This is a genomic window from Pseudomonas sp. AC169 (genome assembly GCF_979258515.1).
Window position 1 is genome coordinate 3,685,939 of the sequence record NZ_OZ409866.1, and the last position, 18,882, is coordinate 3,704,820.

General features: G+C 57.2%; 21 protein-coding genes and 1 pseudogene. 10 read left to right on the plus strand and 12 right to left on the minus strand.

All coding sequences use genetic code 11. From position 1 onward, the window contains the following. Positions 1-136: 136 nt before the first annotated feature. The 6 genes from ACZZ0G_RS16520 to ACZZ0G_RS16545 all read right to left on the minus strand — a co-directional run bounded on the left by ACZZ0G_RS16520 (position 137) and on the right by ACZZ0G_RS16545 (position 3,279). Entirely contained in the window at positions 137-475 is a 339-nt protein-coding gene (locus ACZZ0G_RS16520; RefSeq protein ID WP_102900671.1) for a HopJ type III effector protein, read from the minus strand. Continuing rightward, positions 468-764: a DUF1244 domain-containing protein gene (locus ACZZ0G_RS16525; protein WP_064387982.1), complete on the minus strand. Its 297-nt coding sequence runs from the start codon at positions 762-764 to the stop codon at positions 468-470. Before ACZZ0G_RS16525 ends, ACZZ0G_RS16520 begins: the two co-directional genes overlap by 8 nt. Positions 765-860: 96 nt before the next feature. Continuing rightward, positions 861-1,232, minus strand: a complete 372-nt coding sequence (gene folX, locus ACZZ0G_RS16530) for a dihydroneopterin triphosphate 2'-epimerase (RefSeq protein ID WP_007914273.1) — start codon at positions 1,230-1,232, stop codon at positions 861-863. Beyond that, positions 1,233-1,793: a GTP cyclohydrolase I FolE gene (gene folE, locus ACZZ0G_RS16535; RefSeq protein WP_463397646.1), complete on the minus strand. Its 561-nt coding sequence runs from the start codon at positions 1,791-1,793 to the stop codon at positions 1,233-1,235. Positions 1,794-1,814: 21 nt separating this feature from the next. Further along, positions 1,815-2,525 carry a dihydromonapterin reductase gene (gene folM / locus ACZZ0G_RS16540; protein WP_463556829.1) on the minus strand — a complete coding sequence of 237 codons (711 nt, stop codon included), beginning with the start codon at positions 2,523-2,525 and terminating at the stop codon, positions 1,815-1,817. A 184-nt stretch (positions 2,526-2,709) separates the two neighbouring features. Next, the gene (locus ACZZ0G_RS16545; protein ID WP_463556830.1) at positions 2,710-3,279 is read right to left on the minus strand and encodes an antibiotic biosynthesis monooxygenase; all 570 of its coding nucleotides are present in this window, start codon (positions 3,277-3,279) and stop codon (positions 2,710-2,712) included. Positions 3,280-3,492: 213 nt separating this feature from the next. Here ACZZ0G_RS16545 and ACZZ0G_RS16550 point away from each other — a divergent pair, with 213 nt between their 5' ends. After that, the gene (locus ACZZ0G_RS16550) at positions 3,493-4,452 is read left to right on the plus strand and encodes a MerR family transcriptional regulator (RefSeq protein ID WP_463397643.1); all 960 of its coding nucleotides are present in this window, start codon (positions 3,493-3,495) and stop codon (positions 4,450-4,452) included. A gap of 3 nt (positions 4,453-4,455) precedes the next feature. Here ACZZ0G_RS16550 and ACZZ0G_RS16555 read toward each other — a convergent pair whose 3' ends face one another. Both ACZZ0G_RS16555 and ACZZ0G_RS16560 read right to left on the minus strand, forming a co-directional pair. Next, positions 4,456-5,061 (minus strand): hypothetical protein, encoded by a 606-nt coding sequence (locus ACZZ0G_RS16555; RefSeq protein WP_122606005.1) that lies wholly within the window; start codon positions 5,059-5,061, stop codon positions 4,456-4,458. A gap of 54 nt (positions 5,062-5,115) precedes the next feature. Then, on the minus strand, positions 5,116-5,592 hold the full coding sequence (locus ACZZ0G_RS16560) for a PAS domain-containing protein (protein ID WP_463556831.1): 477 nt from the start codon (positions 5,590-5,592) through the stop codon (positions 5,116-5,118). A 154-nt stretch (positions 5,593-5,746) separates the two neighbouring features. On the opposite strand from ACZZ0G_RS16560, the gene ACZZ0G_RS16565 reads away from it, so the two are divergent. Further along, positions 5,747-6,202 carry a flavodoxin gene (locus ACZZ0G_RS16565; protein WP_463556832.1) on the plus strand — a complete coding sequence of 152 codons (456 nt, stop codon included), beginning with the start codon at positions 5,747-5,749 and terminating at the stop codon, positions 6,200-6,202. Here ACZZ0G_RS16565 and ACZZ0G_RS16570 read toward each other — a convergent pair. Next, positions 6,192-7,079 carry a LysR family transcriptional regulator gene (locus ACZZ0G_RS16570; RefSeq protein WP_463556833.1) on the minus strand — a complete coding sequence of 296 codons (888 nt, stop codon included), beginning with the start codon at positions 7,077-7,079 and terminating at the stop codon, positions 6,192-6,194. The genes ACZZ0G_RS16565 and ACZZ0G_RS16570 overlap by 11 nt on opposite strands. Before the next feature lie 96 nt (positions 7,080-7,175). Between ACZZ0G_RS16570 and ACZZ0G_RS16575 the strand changes: the two genes are divergently transcribed. The 5 genes from ACZZ0G_RS16575 to ACZZ0G_RS16595 all read left to right on the plus strand — a co-directional run bounded on the left by ACZZ0G_RS16575 (position 7,176) and on the right by ACZZ0G_RS16595 (position 11,189). Continuing rightward, complete coding sequence (locus ACZZ0G_RS16575) at positions 7,176-7,562, plus strand: CidA/LrgA family protein (protein WP_397483027.1); 387 nt, start codon at positions 7,176-7,178, stop codon at positions 7,560-7,562. Further along, positions 7,552-8,238, plus strand: coding sequence for an LrgB family protein (locus ACZZ0G_RS16580; protein WP_463556834.1), 687 nt, complete (start codon positions 7,552-7,554; stop codon positions 8,236-8,238). Before ACZZ0G_RS16575 ends, ACZZ0G_RS16580 begins: the two co-directional genes overlap by 11 nt. A gap of 131 nt (positions 8,239-8,369) precedes the next feature. Next, the gene (locus tag ACZZ0G_RS16585) at positions 8,370-9,152 is read left to right on the plus strand and encodes a class II aldolase/adducin family protein (protein WP_134174652.1); all 783 of its coding nucleotides are present in this window, start codon (positions 8,370-8,372) and stop codon (positions 9,150-9,152) included. Next, a complete protein-coding gene (locus ACZZ0G_RS16590; protein WP_463556835.1) occupies positions 9,152-10,054 on the plus strand; it encodes an alpha/beta fold hydrolase in 903 nt (300 codons plus the stop codon). Before ACZZ0G_RS16585 ends, ACZZ0G_RS16590 begins: the two co-directional genes overlap by 1 nt. A gap of 223 nt (positions 10,055-10,277) precedes the next feature. Then, positions 10,278-11,189, plus strand: a complete 912-nt coding sequence (locus ACZZ0G_RS16595; RefSeq protein WP_463556836.1) for an SDR family oxidoreductase — start codon at positions 10,278-10,280, stop codon at positions 11,187-11,189. A 48-nt stretch (positions 11,190-11,237) separates the two neighbouring features. Here ACZZ0G_RS16595 and ACZZ0G_RS16600 read toward each other — a convergent pair whose 3' ends face one another. Then, positions 11,238-11,861 carry a hypothetical protein gene (locus ACZZ0G_RS16600; RefSeq protein ID WP_463556837.1) on the minus strand — a complete coding sequence of 208 codons (624 nt, stop codon included), beginning with the start codon at positions 11,859-11,861 and terminating at the stop codon, positions 11,238-11,240. A gap of 318 nt (positions 11,862-12,179) precedes the next feature. On the opposite strand from ACZZ0G_RS16600, the pseudogene ACZZ0G_RS16605 reads away from it, so the two are divergent. Next, positions 12,180-12,281, plus strand: a pseudogene (locus ACZZ0G_RS16605) (serine/threonine protein kinase); the annotation flags it as partial. Positions 12,282-12,323: 42 nt separating this feature from the next. On the opposite strand, the gene ACZZ0G_RS16610 reads toward ACZZ0G_RS16605, so the two are convergent. Together ACZZ0G_RS16610 and ACZZ0G_RS16615 are read right to left on the minus strand one after the other, a co-directional pair. Further along, a complete protein-coding gene (locus ACZZ0G_RS16610; RefSeq protein ID WP_150792367.1) occupies positions 12,324-12,584 on the minus strand; it encodes a hypothetical protein in 261 nt (86 codons plus the stop codon). Continuing rightward, entirely contained in the window at positions 12,584-14,881 is a 2,298-nt protein-coding gene (locus ACZZ0G_RS16615; RefSeq protein ID WP_463556838.1) for an S-type pyocin domain-containing protein, read from the minus strand. Before ACZZ0G_RS16615 ends, ACZZ0G_RS16610 begins: the two co-directional genes overlap by 1 nt. 721 nt (positions 14,882-15,602) lie before the next feature. Between ACZZ0G_RS16615 and ACZZ0G_RS16620 the strand changes: the two genes are divergently transcribed. Continuing rightward, positions 15,603-17,396 carry a DUF1302 domain-containing protein gene (locus ACZZ0G_RS16620; RefSeq protein ID WP_463556839.1) on the plus strand — a complete coding sequence of 598 codons (1,794 nt, stop codon included), beginning with the start codon at positions 15,603-15,605 and terminating at the stop codon, positions 17,394-17,396. A gap of 23 nt (positions 17,397-17,419) precedes the next feature. After that, a complete protein-coding gene (locus ACZZ0G_RS16625; protein WP_463556840.1) occupies positions 17,420-18,787 on the plus strand; it encodes a DUF1329 domain-containing protein in 1,368 nt (455 codons plus the stop codon). The last annotated feature ends 95 nt before the right edge of the window (positions 18,788-18,882 follow it).

Consider the following 18,882-nt stretch of genomic DNA (forward strand, 5'->3'; position numbering starts at 1 on the left):
CGCTCTGCGTGGGAATGCCTCATCTGGACGCTCTGCGTCCGTTGGGACGCGGAGCGTCCCCAGCTGCATTCCCACGCAGAGCGTGGGAACGATCAGGGTGTAGGAACTGCCGAAGGCTGCGATCTTTTGATCTTAATCAGCGGCGAGTCAGGGGCTGTGCGGTGAATTTCACACCGGCCAGACCGTGCTTGATCAACGCACGAATGTTGCCGTGATCACTGCCCTCTGGCGTGGCCACTACCGAGCGGTAATGCTCACCAAACGCCAACAGCGCTTCTTCATCGCTCAGACCTTCCAGCAGTGCCAGACCCAGAGTCTTGCAGGAGCCTTCGTTCTGCCCGGCGGCGTTTTCCACGCCACCGTTGTTGAAGGCTTGCGGCTGGTAGTCGTAACCGGCAGCAATGAACGCCAGGGTGTCGGCGAAAGCGTGTTCACCGCTTTTGAGGCTGGCGCGCAGGGTGTTCAGATCACTCATGGGTTTTTCCTTTGGCGAACGCTGCTTGTTGTTCAGCGTTGGCTTCTTGCTGGTATTGGGCTTTCCACTCGGCGTACGGCATGCCGTAAACCACTTCGCGGGCGTCGTCGAGGCTGACTTCGATCTGGCGCTCGTCCGCTTCGGCCTTGTACCACTTCGACAGGCAGTTGCGGCAGAAGCCGGCGAGGTTCATCAGGTCGATGTTCTGCACGTCCTTGCGGCTGTCCAGGTGGGCGACCAGCCGGCGGAAGGCGGCGGCTTCGAGTTCGAGGCGTTGTTGATCAGTCATGGAGGTCTCTGCGAGACAGCTTTGAGCGGCGAGCTTCAAGCTGCAAGATAAGTGGCGGTGACGCGAAGTTTACAGCTTGCCGCTTGAAGCTTGAAGCTAGCGGCTCGCTGCAAGCGTAATTGACACCGACTCGGCAAACCGCAGCGCATGGGGCTTGTCGACTTCGACTTCGGCATACAGCACCGAGCCGTTGCTCATCACCAAGTCGAGCAATTCCTGAGTCAGGCGTTCGAGCAAGGCAAAACGGTTGCCCTCGACGTGGGCGATGATCGCTTTGGTGATCGTGCGGTAATTCAGCGCGTGATCAATGTCGTTGTCACGCACCGCTTCCTGCGCGGCGTACAGAATGGTCAGGTTGATCAGTACATCCTGCTTGTTGAGGATCTCGTCCTCGTTGATCCCGATAAAGGTGCGCAAGCGCAGATCCTTGACCCGGATGCGCGCCATTCCCGGTTGAAGTTGTGGCATTTACTTGCTCCGTCCAATCAATTGCAGAAACTCCTGGCGGGTATTGCTCGACTCGCGGAAGGCGCCGAGCATGACCGAGGTGTTCATGGTCGAATTCTGTTTTTCAACGCCGCGCATCATCATGCACATGTGTCTGGCTTCGATGACCACGGCGACACCGGCAGCGTCGGTGACCTGTTGCACTGCATCGGCGATCTGTCGGGTGAGGTTTTCCTGAATCTGCAGGCGCCGGGCGAACATGTCCACCAGCCGCGCGATCTTCGACAGCCCCAGCACCTTGCCCGTCGGAATATAAGCCACATGGGCCTTGCCGATGAAGGGCAGCAGGTGATGTTCGCACAAAGAGTACAGCTCAATGTCGGCGACGATGATCATCTCGTCGCTGTCCGAGGCAAACAGCGCGCCATTGACGATCTGCTCAACGCTCTGGTCGTAACCGTGACACAGGTATTGCATGGCTTTGGCCGCGCGCACCGGTGTGTCTTGCAGTCCTTCGCGGTCGGGATCTTCACCGAGGCCGATGAGGATTTCGCGGTAATTCTCGGGCAGTGAGCGGGTCATGAAAATCCTCGCGGGCAGGCGTTATTTGATGTGCCGTCCGCCATTGACGGTCAGGGTCGTACCGGTGACATAAGGGTTGTCGAGCAGATAGCGCAGGCTTTGATAAATCACTTCGCTGCCGGGCTCGATGCCCAGCGCGGATTTGGCCAGGGCCTTGGCGCGGTACGCCGCGTCGTCGTCGGGATTGAACAATAGCAGGGCCGGCGCGATGCCGTTGACCTTGATGTTCGGCGCATAGCGGGCGGCGAAGGACAGGGTCAGGCTGTCGAGCCCGGCTTTGCTGGCGCAATAGCCGATGTGCTTGCTGCTGCCCTTGCGGGTGACATCGTCGCTGATATGGATGATGTCGGCGAGCGTCGAGCGCTTTAGCAATTCACCGCAGTGCAGGTTGATCAGATACGGCGCGAGCATGTGCAGATTGACCATGCGCGTGAACGCTTCGGCTTCGCTGCCCGGGGTTTCGGCCAGCCATTCGGAAGCGTTGTGCACAATGGCGCGCAAGCTATCAGTGTGGGTTTTCAGTTCACTGATGAACGCGAGAATCCCGGCTTCGCTGGAAAAGTCGGCGAACACGCCGATGGCGCCGAGATCGCGCAGCGTTTGTACGCCGGGGCGTTCGCTGCGGTAAGTGAAGATGACGCGATAGCCGTCCTCGAGCAGCCGCTGCGCACAATGCAGGCCGACACGCTGGCCGGCACCGGTGATGAGGATCGGGGCTGAGGAATCAGGCATGAACGGCTCGCATCGCGGTGGGAGCAAAAACTATAACAGCGACACGGGTTGCTCACCTATTGCAGAACGGGTGCTGTGTGGTGTGTTTGTGTGGGAGCGAGCTTGCTCGCGAATGCGGTGCGCCATTCAATATTGCCGGTAACTGACACACCGCCTTTGCGAGCAAGCTCGCTCCCACAGGAAATCATCGGTTTTGAGAGGCCGGCTCGGCAGGCACCGGACGCACCGGCATGCTGTTCAGCCAGCTCGCCAGCAATCGGGTCGACAGCGGAATAAAGAAGTAAACCATCAACGGCGTCAGGCACGCCGTGCTGATCAACACACGCGGCAACAGAGACATTTCAGCCAGCAACGGGCCGAGGACAAAGTTGAACAGCAGTGACACTGGAAAGAACGCCAGCCAGATCGCGACGGCCTGCTTCCACCGCGGTGGACGCTGACCGGCAGCGCCGAACCAGCCTTCGATACCGCTGACCCGGTGCTCTTTCGGGTGGGCGAACAGATCGCTGCCGCGGCTCAACCACGCGGTGCGCGATGCCGAATGTTCCCATGCATGCAGCGTCTGCTCATCGACAAAGCGGAAAATGATCTGGAATTCGTTATCGCCGGGTGGCGGAGCGAGCACGCCCGAACCCAGGTAACCAGGGAAATCCGTGGCCAGTTGTTCGCCTTCGCGCAGCCAGGCGATCAAGTCTTGATAGCGGCCATCAGCGACGCGACGGGCAACCATCAGCGTGACGGGGGAAGTAGACATTTTGTATCTCCGTATTTCGATTGCGTCACTCCGGGTAGGAATTTCGCCTGACGCAGGGCCGGGGTAGAGGCCTGCGTTTTTCAACAAGCAAGGATTATTCCGGTTTTTCACGATTAAACCAGCGACTTTCGTCGCATTTCATCACTTGATCGAGATCGGGGCATAAGCGTTAGAATGGGATCCAATCAAACCGACATGGAAGTTGAACGCCATATGCCTGTCATCACGGACGCTAACCCCGCTACGCAGGCCTCTGTTGCGCTTGAACGCGCTGATCTGTTCCCGATCCGTGAAGTCGCGCGACTGACAGGTGTCAATCCGGTGACCTTGCGCGCGTGGGAGCGGCGCTATGGTTTGATTCAGCCGACACGCACCGAAAGTGGGCATCGACTCTATTCGATGACTGATATCGAGCGCGTGCGCAGCATCGTCGACTGGATTGATCGCGGTGTCGCCGTGAGCAAGGTTGGCAAGATCCTGGCTAAAACCGAACCGAAGAAAGTGCTGGCGCACATCATTTCCGATGATCTGGTGCAGGCGGACTACCTGCAATGGCAGGAACAGATCCAGCAGGCGGTCAGTGCGTTCGATGACCAGCAACTGGATCGGGTTTATGGACAGATTTTCTCTTCCTACGCATTGCCTGTGGTGTTTCAGGACATCCTCATGCCGTTGTGGCTGCAATTATTGCAGCGCCAAGAGGCTTTCGGGCAAACCAGCGAGTGGCTGTTCTTTGATGGGTTCTTGCGGGCGCGGGTGTTGCAACGGATCGTCATGCTGCGTGGCACCGAACCGCGTCGTGTGATTGTCAGCGCGCTGGCCGGACAATGTCGAGAGCTGGAGTTGTTGGTGGCGGCGTTGTTTCTTAGCGAAAGCAATTCCGGTGTTCGGGTGCTGACGACAGGTCAGCCGTTCGATGAACTGACGCTGGTGTGCGAAAAGATCAAACCTGATGCACTCGTGCTGTTTTCCAATCACGCGCCCAGTGCCGAATTGCCTCGACGTTTGAACCGGTTGGCGTTGAGCCTCGACTGTCAGCTGATGCTGGCGGGCGATGCTTCAGATCTGGCGCAGGACAGCCTGGCCGGCTCCTCTGTCGCCTGTCTGGGCAATGAAGGGGCGAACATGCGTCAGCGTATGTTGCAGTTTCTGGCCGGCAATCTGGATACCTGAAACTCAGGTGTGAAGGGCGGGATGCGTCAAACGATGTTGCTGCAGGATGAACTGACGAAGACGTTCGGTTTCGTCGGTATCGGTCTGACTCAATTCGTAGGCGTAGAAACCGCTTTCGGTTTCCCGTTCGAAATTGCCACGCAGTGAAATCCGCTCGTAACCCGAAGGGCTGAACCACAGCGCGAAGTGCTTGGGCGGTTTGGTCTTGTTACGCACTTCCAGCAGCACACCTTTGTGCGACACCTCGTGGACCCACAACGTGCCCGGCTGACCCTTGGCGTTTTCCAGGGCTACCGGCTCTTCGAGAGCCAGGCGCCATGGCCGCACCATCGGGCCATCTTCGTAAATACTCGGCACGCCGAGGCGCAGATGCAGCGCGTGAAACTCGTCTTCCACCAGATGCAGCGGGAAGGTCATCTGCTGATTTTCGAAGTTGGCCTGAATGGTCACTTGTTCGTGAGCGGCCAGGCGCGTGAGCAGATCACGGATCTGCGAACCGCCGTTGACCAGCAGACTCGACGTCGCATCCCGCACGTTCAGTTGCGGGTTGTGCTGCATGGTCTGGATAAAATCCAGCTCATCCTGAGTGAGGAGGGCGTCGCGCTGCATGGCTAACTCGAAAGATATAGTTACAAAGTCATTGGTGATTGTAGTTAATGACAATTAGTTCGCGATTTTGTTTTGACCGTTTGTCGCTTTAAGGGCAGCCAGTTCTGCTTTGAGGGCAGTAACCTCGGCTTCCAGCTGTACCAAGCGCTCCTGAGCCTTGACCTGAACAGTCACGTCCTTCTGCACGCCCACGAAATAGGTCTGCCCGTCGTCGACATTTTTTACCGTTGAAAGCGACAGTTCATTCCAGAATGGTGTGCCGTCCTTGCGGTAGTTGCGCAGGATTTCCCGACACGATCCATTGTTGCGCAAGACATCGCGAATCAGCTCCAGACTCTCTTGGTCACGATCTCCGGCCTGAAGAAAGCGGCAGTCCTGATAGAGGATTTCTTCGCTGGTGTACCCGGTCAAACGTTCAAACGCCGGGTTCACATAAATCAGGATATTGTCCTGATCGCCTTCCTTCTCGGCGACCACAATTCCATCGTTCGACGCGTTGATCACCATTTGCAGCAGACTTGCATTGATCATCTTTGAATCCTTTCAGAGTTGTCAGTGGCTCGCATTCTAGAAGAACCGCACGCGCTGTCTACTGGCCATTACCGCCAATTGAGATCCAATCGCAGCTTTGCGTCGGAGGCTGTTACTATCGCCGCTCATTTTTTTCAGTTTCAGGATCAGATTGATGAAAGTCGCCATCCTCTCCGGTTCGGTCTACGGCACCGCCGAAGAAGTCGCCCGTCACGCCCAGAACCTGTTGAAAGCCGCTGGCTTTGAAACCTTCTACAACTCGCGCGCCAGCCTGGCGGACATTCATACCTTCGGTCCCGAGGCGTTTCTCGCGGTGACGTCGACCACCGGCATGGGCGAATTGCCCGACAACCTGCAACCGCTGTACTCAACGATTCGCGACCAATTGCCAGCCGCGTGGCGGGGCTTGCCGGGCGCCGTGATTGCCTTGGGCGATGCCAGTTATGGCGACACTTTCTGCGGCGGTGGCGAGCAAATGCGTGAACTGTTCGGCGAACTCGGCGTGCGTGAAGTGCAAGACATGTTGCGCATCGATGCCAGTGAAAGCGTCACCCCTGAAACCGACGCCGAGCCTTGGCTGGCGCAGTTGATCGCCGCGCTCAAGGGCTGATTGCGCGCTCACCCAAGAGCGCCAGCCACGCCTGCGCCGCGTTCGACAGATACGCGCCCCGACGCCAGATGAACGCGATATCCCAACGCAGATAATCTGGCGCGCGCAAGGTCAGGCGCACTACGCCTGGCCGCACCAGACCGCGTGCGACCACGCTGGGCAACAGCACCACGCCTTGCCCGGCGGCCACCAGCGCCGCAAGAAAGTCTGCCTGACCGCTGCGTCCGCCTTCCTTCGGCGTGAAGCCCAATTGCTGGCATGCCTGCAGCAAGCGGTCGTTGAGCACGAAGCTGCGCTGGTAAAGCAGAAAAGGCGTCTCGGCCAATTCCTCCAGCCCGATCTCACCCCGCTCGGCCAACGGATGATCCACCGGCAGCAGGGCGTCGAGTGGCTCATCGCAAAACGGCTGACAGTCGAATTGCGGATCCTTGGGCAACAGACTGCCGCCCAACTCCAGTTCCCCGCTCAACACGGCCTGCTCGATGTTGCGACTGCCACCCTCGAGCAATTGCACGCTGATATTCGGATAGCGTCGCCGGTATTCGGCAAACAATCCGGCGAACAGCGCGTCACTGCCGAGCAGTGGCAGGCCGAGGCGCAGTTCACCACGCGCCAGATGACTGAGGTCGTCCAGTTCCGCGAGCAGTTCGTTGCGCAAACGCAGCATGCCCTCGGCCCGTTGCAGTACCACGCTGCCAGCGGCGGTCAGACGCAATTGCGAACCGAGCCGTTCGAGCAGTGGCGTGCCGAGGCTTTGCTCCAGCTGCGCGATTTGTTTGCTGACCGCTGATTGACTGATGTGCAGGGTTTTCGCGGCTTGGGTGAAACCGCCCTGATGCATGACTTCGACAAAACTGCGCAGCTGTTTGAATTCCATTGCCTGATTCCATTTTGGAATGGGTTTTAGTCTAACAATTCGCTTCGGGGATGGCAGGTCACTTCGTAAAATAGGCTTATGTAAGGAGCCAACCTCATGAACGCCGCCCGCTTCAAACATCTTTCCCGTCTTTTCGTCGAACTCGCCGTGTTACTCGGTCTCTACTTGCTCGGCTGCCAACTCGCCGCATGGCTAGCCTGGCCGATTCCCGGCGGCGTGATTGGCATGGCGCTTTTGCTGCTGGCATTTGCCTTTGGCTGGGTCAAACCGGCGGCGCTGCAATTGGGCGCAGGATTGTTGATGGCCGAGATGCTGTTGTTCTTTATTCCGGCGCTGATGAGTCTGCTCGACTATGGCGCGCTGTTGCGCAATGACGGCTGGCGGATCTTGTTGGTGATCGCCGCCAGCACGTTGATGGTGATGCTGGTCACCGCGTTCACCGTCGAACTTGCGGTGCGCATGAGGCGATCTCATGAAGCTTGAATGGATGCCGATGTTCTGGCTGGCCTTCACCCTGTTGGCGTACCTGTTCAGCCGCTGGTTGTATCGACGCACCGGGCGCTACGTGTTGTCGCCGCTGATTCTGGTGCCGGCGTTGCTGCTGGCGCTCGCCGTGCCTCTGCACACCGCTTATGCCGAATATTCCAGCAACACCCATTGGCTGATGCTGGTGCTCGGGCCGGTCACCGTGGCTTTCGCCGTGCCGATCTGGCAGCAGCGCCGTTTGTTGATGCAGCACTGGTCGGCACTCCTGCTGGGCATGATTGCCGGCAGTGCGGCGTCGATTGGCACTTCATTCGGATTGGCCAAGGCGTTGGCGCTAGACAGTTCGGTGACGATGTCGCTGGTGCCACGTTCGATCACCACACCGTTCGCCATGCCGCTGGCGCAGAACCTTGGCGGCGTGCCGGAGTTGACCGCCGTGTTCGTGATGTTCACCGGTGTGTTCGGCGCGATGCTTGGCGGCGTTTTGTTGAAGTGGTTGCCGTTGCGCAGTGCCCTGGCGCGTGGCGCGCTGTTCGGGGTTGGCGCGCACGGTGCCGGGGTCAGCCGGGCCCATGAAGTGGGCGGCGAAGAAGGCTCTGTCGCCGGGCTGGTGATGGTCTTGACCGGGTTGCTCAATCTGTTCGCCGCGCCATTGTTGGCGTCGTTGCTTTGACATGGATCCAAGCTGTTTGCATCGCTGACTCGATCAGTCATCAAGCTGGCTGCCAATGCAACTACGCGATCCTCTGCGCCTGACTAGACTGCTCACACGTGCAGAACAATAAGAACGCAGAGGTGCATACAGTGAGCGTAGCCCCCGTCCAATCGTCCCTTAATGTCAAAGACCAGGTCAGCGCCGCAGAGTGGCAGGCCCGCGTCGATCTCGCCGCTTGTTATCGTCTGGTCGCGCTGCATGGCTGGGACGATCTGATCTTCACCCATATTTCCGCCAAGGTGCCGGGCACCGAAGATTTCCTGATCAACCCGTTCGGTCTGATGTTCCATGAGATCACCGCGTCGAGCCTGGTAAAAGTCGATCAGGCCGGCAATAAGCTCATGGACAGCCCCTACGAGATCAACCCCGCCGGTTACACCATCCACAGCGCCGTGCACGAAGTGCGGCATGATGTGGTTTGCGTGCTGCATACGCACACTGCCTCCGGTGTTGCGGTGTCGGCGCAAAAGCAGGGCGTGCTGCCGATCAGCCAACAATCGTTGTTCGTGCTGTCGAGCCTGGCCTATCACGCCTACGAAGGTGTGGCGCTGAACCACGAAGAGAAGGCGCGCTTGCAGGCCGATCTGGGCGAAAACAATTTCCTGATGCTGCACAACCACGGTCTGCTGACCTGTGGCGGCACCATCGCCGATACCTTTCTGATGATGTTCACCTTCCAGCGCGCCTGCGACATTCAGGTCATGGCGCAAACCGGTGGTGCTGAGCTCATCGCCATCGAACCGCAAATTCTGGCAGGCGCCAAAGCGATGATCGCCGGCGTCACCAAAAGTGCTCAAGGCATGGGTGGCGCGCTGGCCTGGCCGGCGTTGCTACGCAAACTCGATAAACAAGACCCCGGATATAAACTCTAATGCCTCTTGCCGAGATTCCTCTGTGTGTCTGGCGTAAACGCAGCCAGACGTTTGTCTTTCGTGGCCAGCCGATTCGCTACTGGACGGCGGGGCAGGGTGAGCCACTGCTACTGATCCACGGCTTCCCGACCGCCAGTTGGGATTGGCATTACCTGTGGCAGCCACTGGCCCAGCGTTATCGGGTGATCGCCTGCGACATGCTCGGTTTTGGCGATTCGGCCAAGCCGATCAACCACACTTACAGCCTGCTCGAGCAGGCTGACTTGCAGCAGGCATTGCTCGCACACTTGCACGTTGAACAACCGGTGCATGTGCTGGCGCATGATTACGGTGACAGCGTTGCCCAGGAACTGCTCGCTCGCCACTACGAAGACCAGATCGAGGTGGCCAGTTGCGTGTTTCTCAACGGCGGACTGTTTCCGGAAACCCATCGGCCAGTGCTGATGCAAAAACTGTTGTTGAGCCCGTTGGGCTGGATGATCGGCCGCGCGTTCACCCGCGATGCTTTGGTGAAAAGCTTCCGCCAGATCTTTGGCCCGCAGACCCGTCCCACTGAAAGTGAACTGGACGATTTCTGGAGCCTGGTCGACAGCAATCGCGGGCCACGGATCATGCACAAATTGATCAGCTACATTCCCGAACGCCGGGTGCAACGCGATCGCTGGGTGACGGCGATGCAGCGCGGCGAGATTCCGTTACGGGTGATCGATGGCGAAGTCGATCCGATTTCCGGGGCGCACATGGTTGAGCGTTACCGCGAATTGATCCCCGACGCGGACACGGTGTTGTTGCCGGGTATCGGCCACTATCCACAGACCGAGGCGCCGGTGCAGGTGCTCAAGCACTATCTGGAGTTTCGTGAGCGTTTTGTGCTGCCACCGCGCAAAGTGGCGTGCTCCTGACAGATCAAAAGATCGTCCGAACGCGGCCCGAGCCTCCGGCAGCTCCTACATTAGATTTGTGTAGGAGCTGCCGAAGGCTGCGATCTTTTGCTCTTTTGTTTCTTTGACGCCCTCATCATCCCCCAACCTTATTGCACACCATTCAGCCTCAGCCGTATTCGTTGTGACCAAAAGCCCTGTGCCTGACACTCAGGATCAATACTGGCCTGCTGGAGTTGCTGCGATGAATGAGTCTGTGCGTTTCGAAGATAAAGTCGTAATCGTCACCGGAGCCGGTGGCGGCCTCGGACGCGCCCACGCATTGTTGTTTGCCAGACAGGGCGCCAAAGTGTTGGTCAATGACCTAGGCGGCTCGACCCAGGGCGAAGGCGCCAATGCTTCCGCTGCCGACCGCGTCGTCGCGGAAATTCGCGCGGCTGGCGGTATCGCCGAAGCCAACCACGACTCGGTTACCGACGGCGACAAACTGGTGCAGAACGCCCTCGACGCCTTCGGCCGTGTCGACGTCGTCGTCAACAACGCCGGTATCCTGCGCGACAAGACCTTCCACAAAATGGACGACGCCGACTGGGATCTGGTTTACCGCGTCCACGTCGAAGGCGCCTACAAAGTCACCCGCGCCGCCTGGCCGCACCTGCGCGAGCAAAACTACGGCCGCGTGATCTTCACCGCCTCGACTTCAGGCATCTACGGCAACTTCGGCCAGTCCAACTACGGCATGGCCAAACTGGGCCTTTACGGTCTGACCCGCACCCTGGCCATCGAAGGCCGCAAGAACAACATCCTCGTCAATGCCATCGCGCCTACCGGCGGCACGCGCATGACCGAAGGCCTGATTCCGCCGCAAGTGTTCGAACAACTGAAACCGGAACTGGTCAGCCCGCTGGTGGTGTATCTGGCCAGTGAACAATGCCAGGAAACGTCAGGGCTGTTCGAGGTCGGGGGCGGCTGGATGGGCAAGGTGCGTTGGGAACGCAGCCTCGGTGCCGGCTTCGACCCTCGCGAAGGGTTCTCGCCGGAAGATGTCGCGGCGCACTGGCAGCAGATTTGTGATTTCGAAGGGGCGGCGCATCCGAAGGACAACATTGAGGCGCTGAAGGAAATGATGGCGAATTTGCAGAAGTATTCGCTTTAAGAAACGTTCGAGCCTCGCTGCGTTCTGGATGCGGCGAGGCTCGTTCCATTATTCCTTGTACCGTTTATCAATCATGAACTCCGGGATTCTCCAGTTTGGACCCGGAATGGCGACAGCCGCATTGCCCTCAGCCAATACGCCCTCACGAAATAATTCCTCGTATGTTCTCCACAATTTACCGCGCGCGATAACTTCAAAACGATAACGTCCGAACAGTGTGTCGATAGAGGGAAATGCCAAACCGATAGCCAAAACTGATAACAAGTCTCTGAGATTTTCTTGCCTGACGGCTTGTTCGAGTTTGGCAATCGAACTCTTAGCTCCGCTGACGCATTCAAATGCTTCCAACTCTTGTTTTTTCGCCGCTTCGATTGCCTCGTCTGTATAGCGTAATGACTCATCGTCGCTCAGTTTGAAGTCTTCAAGTGTTGCCGTATGAAGGTTATTCCAGAGGGACGGATTACTTTTGGGAATGTAGTCGTCGGCGAATCCCATCGCTCTGAATCGCTCCATCATTCGAAGCGCATAGGCATAGAACCGTCGATCAGTATCGGTCATCTCGAGCTTGCGCTCCAATATCGCATCAAGACGCTTGGTCATGATGAGGTCGGCTGCAGACCCTTTTCCTTCAATTTTTGTTTCGGCTCCGTCAACAAAACTTTGCTCCAACATTCGTTTTACTCACTGCGAATTTTTCGGTTTGCGGAGCAATTAACCTACATCAGCTTTCGAGCGGAAATATCTGCATCAATCGTCAGTAATGACCTGCTTGGTTGTATGAATAATGTGGAAGGCGGTTTGATAGCTTGGCATTAGAAGATAAAAAAGGAGATTTCCTACAACAATAGGGGATTTTCCCGCTGATGCAGATGGCATGGGTAAAACGGCGCGCAAAAAAGGCCGCTGCAAACGCAGCGGCCAAGGTAAGACGTTTGATCAAGGAGCGACAAATCACCGTTAGTGCATGGCTGCGCAATAATTTATCCGAAACATTGGCAGCAGATTTGTGATTTCGAAGGGGCGGCGCATCCGAAGGGCAATATTGAGGCGCTGAAAGAGAAGATGGCGAATTTGCAGAAGCATTCGCTTTAAGGGGTGAGGCCACCAAGCTCGGGCTTGGCGGCCAACAAACCATTAAACGTATCGTTTTTCGGTCATGAATTTTGGAGCCTTCCAGTTGGGGCCTTTAATAGCTAAGCCTTTATCTCCGTGTGCCAGTACTCCAGACGCAATGAGTCGAGTGTAGGCACCCTCAAGGGCTCCATATTGACTGATCAAATCTCGGTTGTATTGTCTGATCATCATGTCCAGGTGCGGGTTTGGTTTGAACAGTGAAAATACGGTCACGATGTCATCCAATGGTTCATTTTTTACAATTTGTTCAATGGTATTCATTACCACATCTCCTTAAGCAACTTCTGATACTCACGCTCTTCTTGCCGCCTGGCAGCTTCCAGCGCCTCTGGCGTATATAACAACGTTGGATCATCTTTAAGCTTGTAATCCTCCAGTGTTGCAGTGTGGACGTTGTTCCATACGGAAGAGTCTTTGTCGGGCATTTCCGTGTCCCCATATCCCAAGGCTTTAAGCCTTTCGAACTCTCTGATCTCATGAGTGTAGAAGCGTTTGTCGGTATCGGTTACCTCTAGTTCTCCTCGAAAAATTCGTTCTAGGCGATCGATCATTATTTTATTCGCATCAGAATCGGGGAACTTTGAAGTGTGTAGCCTCACGATATTAATTCCGTTTTTTGCGATGATGGACGGTGCCCAGTCCGAGCTTGTAACCGGTAACCCTGTTTCTTCGGGGTTGAAATCTCGCCCGCTGTGTTCTCCGTCCTCGACACCCCCGTACGGACTGCTAAACACCACATAAAGCGGCGCAATCCCCGAGTCATCGGGAAACACGATGATGAATCGTTCCCAGCCTTCGATCAGAATCGGATTCAGGTCCAGCCGTCCTTCAATCGGAACAATCGGAGCGCCCGTATATGCAGTGGCGTCGGTATCTACTATGGGCGATTCAGTCGAGCTGTCACCCGGCGAGATAGCGGGCGTCCAGGTGAGAAAATCCGTCGGCGAATCTGGCAGCGCTGCCTCATAGACATCATTCAGCAAGTCATAGGCCGCATTCAGAACCAGCACACTCGAGCGGATATGGAAGTCATCGCTTGTGGCGACGAAGAATTCCGCGCCAGCCCCGAGCCGCCTTACACCCAATCCCACGGGCAACTCCAGCGTGCCTTGCCGATCTGCTATTTCGCGCAATGTCTGAGGAGACTCCGGCGACAACTCCGCAAGTGGAACGCTCATGGAAAAGCGTTCGCCGTTGCCCAAGCGTGATGGCATTAACAGTGCCGCGAAACCTACCAGCACCGGACCGCTGATCAGCGCAGCCCCTGCCGCTCTCACGGTCAGTAACCCCGCCCGCAGAGAGGTAAGGATCGCGGAAGATGTTGCTGGAGGAAGGTGCGTAGCTTTAGAAGCAAATGATACCGCCGGACTGTTGCTCGCCAGTGCTCCATTAGCCGGGTAGACATGCTGAACTTCTGTCGCACCGCGTTCTTGCTGTTCCGACTTCTCGATAGGTTGTTCCGGTTTCGTTTTAGGTTGGGGCTCCTCGGTTGCCAATTTCTGCTCAGCTGCTTCAGCTTTGGAATCTGCGCCATCCACCGCGGTCTTCGTTGCTGCAATCCGAGATGTCTCCTGCGATTGGGCCCGGGCTTCAGCAATCAATCGTGTCAAGATTTCAGAGTATCTTGCCAAACTGGCAGCCAGTTCCTGTTTCTTTGCCAACTCTGCAAGTTGGGCCTGTTCAGGCGTGCGTATCAGCTCCTCTTCCTTTGTGCGTCTTGTCGCCTCGACCAATGCCTGCTGGTGACGCTGTTCGGAAAGTCTTGCCTTTTCAGCAGCCTTTCGCCTTGTTTCTGCTTCGGTGCGAGCGCGTTCCTTAGCCAACCGCTGAGCCTCTGCCAGAGCAGCAAGTCTTGCTTGCTCCACACGTGCTGTTTCGGCGAGTTCTCTTTGACGTCGCTGTTCGGCCGCGATTCGCGCACGTTCTGCTGCCAATCGCTGAGCCTCTGCCGCCGCTTGTGCTTGCGCCTGATCATTTGCCTGAACGGCGGTAAGCCAGTTCTGCACGTTGACCTGTTGCTGGTTGAGCATCTGAATTGATTGCGCCAGCAATTTCGCTTCGTGTGCGGCTCTGTACGAGGCAGCCCAGGTCTGCATCGCAATTCCCCGCGCATTAACGGTTCTATCGATGCTTTGGGCTTTTCGAAAGTAGGCATGGAAGTCTTTATTAAGTGGGTCATCTCCAAAGAACTGATTGGCTTGTGCTGTTTTTTGATGAAATTCAGCGGTTTTTCTTTGAATCAGGGTATGCCGTACACCCAGTTCACGAATGATTGCTTGCGCGGGAGGAAGTGGGTGGGTTGCGCCTTCCAGCCGCGTTGCGGCCAGATCCTGCTCGATTGATTGGGGCAGTTGCTCTGTTCGAGTTTGAAACTCACGAGCAGTTCTCAGGCTGTGGGCAGTAAACTCCCGAGAGTTGACTTGAACATTGTTGGGAATAGCAAACGTGCCGCTTTGGGAGAGGTTCGGTGATGTCCCTCGAATCAAAGGTGTGTTGGGGGGTGCTGTTGCTGTCGTATGAACAGCTTCGGTTAACACAAAGGGTGGAGGCTTTTGCATATTCATGTCCTTTTGAATGTGCGTGATAACTCGCTGGCAAGTCAGCGCGGCCGATAGTGACGTCCGTGTCACCAGCGAGGGGTTGAGGTGTTTCAAGTTACATCAGACTTGCAGTTACAAAATCTGAGAAGCCCGTAAGTAACAGGGCGTTGTTTCGAGAGGTTTTTCGCAGGCTAATAACAAAGCAAGGAGAATTCTTCTGCGCCGCAGGAAAGTTCCTACGTTGTTCTCGGAAAGTGTTTGCAGGTTGTAGGGATGACTTTTCAACAGGCATAAAAAAGGCCGCTGCAAACGCAGCGGCCAAGGTAAGACGTTGGATCAAGGAGCTACAAATCAACGTCAGTGAACACAGGGGCGATAAACCGAAGTCTTCGATTCATCTGAAATCTGTCAGCAATGGCCTGAGTTGCTCAAAGGCCAGTGCTTCGTGCTTCACGGCGTGTCCCGTGAAAGCGCGTTCAGAATAAGGTCTTGAGTGCGTAGGAAAAATACCGATTCCGGACATGCACTGTTGCGGGGCATGCAACAGTCCGATGAACCAATGCGCACCATGCGCTGTACTGATGATCCTCCATCCAGCCAATCCATGAACCGCGCAAAGCCCCGCCGCGCAAGGTCATTCATCCTTTCGAGCGACAACACGAATACCTCCTTGGTGCGCTTATCGACGCGGTTGCCCGGCAGTAGGGTGGGGCCTTCTGTCACTCACCGGGGAAGACGCATGACAAAAACAACAATGCGCGCCATCTTCACACCGCAGGCGCTGGCAGCCGCGGTGGCTCTGGGTTGCTGCGCCCAGGCGCAAGCGGTTGCGTTCAACATTGGCGAAATCGAGGGCACGTTCGATTCGTCGCTGTCGATCGGTGCGAGCTGGGGCATGCGCGATGCCGACAAATCGCTGGTCGGCACGGTCAATGGTGGTACCGGGCAGTCCTCGACCGGTGATGACGGGCGTTTGAATTTCAAGAAGGGCGAGACCTTCTCGAAAATCTTCAAAGGGATTCACGACCTCGAACTCAAGTACGGCGACACCGGTGTCTTCGTGCGGGGCAAGTACTGGTATGACTTCGAGCTGAAGGACGAGGGCCGCGAGTTCAAGCCGATCAGCGACAGCGGCCGCAAGGAAGGTGCGAAGTCTTCCGGCGCGGAAATTCTCGATGCATTCGTCTATCACAACTATTCCATCGCCGACCTGCCGGGCACCGTGCGCGCGGGCAAGCAGGTAGTGAGCTGGGGCGAAAGTACCTTCATCGGTAACTCGATCAACAGCATCAACCCGATCGACGTTTCAGCATTTCGTCGCCCCGGTGCGGAGATCAAGGAAGGCCTGATTCCGGTCAACATGTTGTTTGGATCGCAAGGCCTGACCGATCAACTGACCGTTGAAGGCTTCTATCAACTGGAGTGGGATCAGACCGTTCTCGACAACTGCGGCACCTTCTTCGGTGTCGACGTGGCGGCGGACGGGTGCAACAACGGCTACACCGTCGGCAGCCCGGCGATCGCACCGTTTGTGCCGCTGACTCAGGCCTTTGGTCAAGGCATTCAGGTCACACCTGAGGGTGTAGTGATTCCCCGTGGTGGCGACCGCGATGCGCGGGATTCCGGGCAATGGGGTACGGCGTTGCGCTGGCTCGGTGACGACACCGAGTATGGTCTCTACTTCATGAACTATCACAGCCGCACGCCGGCCGTCGGCACAACCACCGCAGGCCTGTCGACGCTGGCGGCACTGCCGGGCATGGTCGGTATCGCCAATGGCCTGGCCCCCGGCAGTGGTTCCGGCCTGGCCCAGAGCGTGATGCTCGGACGCGGCCAGTACTACCTCGAGTATCCGGAAGACATCCGTCTGTACGGCGCCAGTTTCTCCACCACATTGCCTACCGGCACCGCATGGACCGGCGAGATCAGTTACCGGCCCAACGCTCCGGTGCAGGTCAACACCAACGACCTGACGCTGGCACTGCTCAACCCGATTGCCGGTGGCACGGCGTCGCCACTTTCGACGTCACCGGGTGCGGACAACAAGGGCTATCGCCGCAAGGAAGTCACACAAATCCAGAGCACCCTCACGCACTTCTTCGATCAGGTCTGGGGCGCTCAACGTTTGACCCTGGTCGGCGAAGCGGCGGTGGTGCGGGTCGGTGGACTGGAGTCGCGCAACAAGCTGCGTTATGGCCGCGATTCGGTGTATGGGCAATACGGTTTCGGCGGCGACACCGACGGTTTCGTCACCTCAACCTCGTGGGGCTACCGCGCCCGGGCGATCCTCGATTACGCCAACGTGATCGGCGGGATCAACCTCAAACCCAACCTGTCGTGGTCGCATGACGTCGCCGGTTACGGCCCTAACGGCCTGTTCAACGAAGGCGCGAAAGCGATCAGCGTCGGCGTCGATGCCGACTACCGCAACACCTACACCGCAAGCCTCAGTTACACCGATTTTTTCGGTGGTGACTACAACGTCCTCGAAGACCGTGACTTCGTGGCCCTGAGCTTCGGCGTGAACTTCTGATCTGCCCAAGAAGGATGACTGCAATGCGCAAAATGATTCTGCAATGTGGCGTGCTGGCCCTGAGTCTGCTGGCCGCCAACGTGATGGCGGCGGTGTCGCCGGACGAAGCCAACAAGCTTGGCACCAGCCTGACGCCGCTCGGCGCCGAGAAGGCCGGCAACGCTGACGGTTCGATTCCGGCATGGACTGGTGGCATCCCGAAAAATGCCGCGGCGGTGGACAGCAAAGGTTTCCTTGCCGACCCCTTCGCCAATGAAAAACCGTTGTTTACCATCACAGCGGCCAACGTCGACAAGTACAAGGACAAGCTCTCCGACGGTCAGGTGGCGATGTTCAAACGTTACCCGGAAACTTACAAAATTCCGGTCTACACCACCCACCGCACGGTCGCCGCACCGGCGGAAATCTACGAGTCAGCCAAGCGCAGTGCGCTCAACGTCACCACGATCAACGACGGTAACGGCCTGGCCAATTTCACCGGCAATCGCTATTACGCTTTCCCGATTCCGAAGAACGGCGTGGAGGTGTTGTGGAATCACATCACCCGGTATCACGGCGGCAACGTCAAACGCATCATCACCCAGGTCACCCCACAGACCAACGGCAGCTACACGCCGATCCGCTTCGAAGAAGAGATCGCGGTGCCGCAACTGATCAAGGATATCGATCCGGAAAAAGCTGCCAACGTGTTGACCTTCTTCAAGCAGTCGGTGACCGCGCCGGCGCGTCTGGCGGGTAACGTGTTGCTGGTGCACGAAACCCTCGATCAGGTGAAGGAGCCGCGTCTGGCGTGGATCTACAACGCCGGTCAGCGCCGTGTACGTCGTGCGCCGCAAGTGGCGTATGACGGCCCGGGCACGGCGGCGGATGGCCTGCGTACTTCGGACAACTTCGACATGTTTTCCGGCGCACCGGATCGCTACGACTGGAAACTGGTCGGCAAAAAGGAAATGTACATCCCGTACAACAGCTACAAACTCGATTCGCCGAGCCTCAAGTACGATGACATCGTCAAGGCCGGGCACATCAATCAGGACCTGACGCGCTATGAGTTACACCGGGTCTGGGAAGTGATCGGCACCGTCAAACCGAATGAGCGGCATATCTACGCCAAACGCCACATGTATATCGACGAGGACAGTTGGCAGGTTGCACTGGTCGACCACTACGACGGTCGCGGACAACTCTGGCGCGTCGCCGAAGGTCACTCTGAATATCACTACGAGCATCAGGCACAGGCTTACACCCTCGAAGCGCTCTACGACATCATTGCCGGCCGCTACATTGCCCTGGGGATGAAGAACGAAGAGAAGCACAGTTATATTTTCGGCTTCGAAGCCAAGGCAGCCGACTACACGCCATCGGCCCTGCGTGCAGAGGGTGTGCGGTAACGGTTCTGATACATCGGTTGGACAAAAGGCGACCGCTCGGTCGCCTTTTTTATGGGCGCCAATCAGCGCGCTGAATACTCGTCAACAAGTGCATG

Excerpts from the sequence above, each read along its gene's own strand:
- ACZZ0G_RS16590 (WP_463556835.1), top strand. The coding sequence starts at position 9,152 with ATGCCTCTTGCCGAGATTCCTCTGTGTGTCTGGCGTAAACGCAGCCAG.
- ACZZ0G_RS16600 (WP_463556837.1), bottom strand. The coding sequence starts at position 11,861 with ATGTTGGAGCAAAGTTTTGTTGACGGAGCCGAAACAAAAATTGAAGGA.
- ACZZ0G_RS16625 (WP_463556840.1), top strand. The coding sequence starts at position 17,420 with ATGCGCAAAATGATTCTGCAATGTGGCGTGCTGGCCCTGAGTCTGCTG.
- ACZZ0G_RS16560 (WP_463556831.1), bottom strand. The coding sequence starts at position 5,592 with ATGATCAATGCAAGTCTGCTGCAAATGGTGATCAACGCGTCGAACGAT.
- ACZZ0G_RS16550 (WP_463397643.1), top strand. The coding sequence starts at position 3,493 with ATGCCTGTCATCACGGACGCTAACCCCGCTACGCAGGCCTCTGTTGCG.
- ACZZ0G_RS16520 (WP_102900671.1), bottom strand. The coding sequence starts at position 475 with ATGAGTGATCTGAACACCCTGCGCGCCAGCCTCAAAAGCGGTGAACAC.
- folE (WP_463397646.1), bottom strand. The coding sequence starts at position 1,793 with ATGACCCGCTCACTGCCCGAGAATTACCGCGAAATCCTCATCGGCCTC.
- ACZZ0G_RS16610 (WP_150792367.1), bottom strand. The coding sequence starts at position 12,584 with ATGAATACCATTGAACAAATTGTAAAAAATGAACCATTGGATGACATC.
- ACZZ0G_RS16525 (WP_064387982.1), bottom strand. The coding sequence starts at position 764 with ATGACTGATCAACAACGCCTCGAACTCGAAGCCGCCGCCTTCCGCCGG.
- folX (WP_007914273.1), bottom strand. The coding sequence starts at position 1,232 with ATGCCACAACTTCAACCGGGAATGGCGCGCATCCGGGTCAAGGATCTG.
- ACZZ0G_RS16575 (WP_397483027.1), top strand. The coding sequence starts at position 7,176 with ATGAACGCCGCCCGCTTCAAACATCTTTCCCGTCTTTTCGTCGAACTC.
- ACZZ0G_RS16595 (WP_463556836.1), top strand. The coding sequence starts at position 10,278 with ATGAATGAGTCTGTGCGTTTCGAAGATAAAGTCGTAATCGTCACCGGA.
- folM (WP_463556829.1), bottom strand. The coding sequence starts at position 2,525 with ATGCCTGATTCCTCAGCCCCGATCCTCATCACCGGTGCCGGCCAGCGT.
- ACZZ0G_RS16570 (WP_463556833.1), bottom strand. The coding sequence starts at position 7,079 with ATGGAATTCAAACAGCTGCGCAGTTTTGTCGAAGTCATGCATCAGGGC.
- ACZZ0G_RS16545 (WP_463556830.1), bottom strand. The coding sequence starts at position 3,279 with ATGTCTACTTCCCCCGTCACGCTGATGGTTGCCCGTCGCGTCGCTGAT.
- ACZZ0G_RS16580 (WP_463556834.1), top strand. The coding sequence starts at position 7,552 with ATGAAGCTTGAATGGATGCCGATGTTCTGGCTGGCCTTCACCCTGTTG.
- ACZZ0G_RS16620 (WP_463556839.1), top strand. The coding sequence starts at position 15,603 with ATGACAAAAACAACAATGCGCGCCATCTTCACACCGCAGGCGCTGGCA.
- ACZZ0G_RS16555 (WP_122606005.1), bottom strand. The coding sequence starts at position 5,061 with ATGCAGCGCGACGCCCTCCTCACTCAGGATGAGCTGGATTTTATCCAG.
- ACZZ0G_RS16565 (WP_463556832.1), top strand. The coding sequence starts at position 5,747 with ATGAAAGTCGCCATCCTCTCCGGTTCGGTCTACGGCACCGCCGAAGAA.
- ACZZ0G_RS16615 (WP_463556838.1), bottom strand. The coding sequence starts at position 14,881 with ATGCAAAAGCCTCCACCCTTTGTGTTAACCGAAGCTGTTCATACGACA.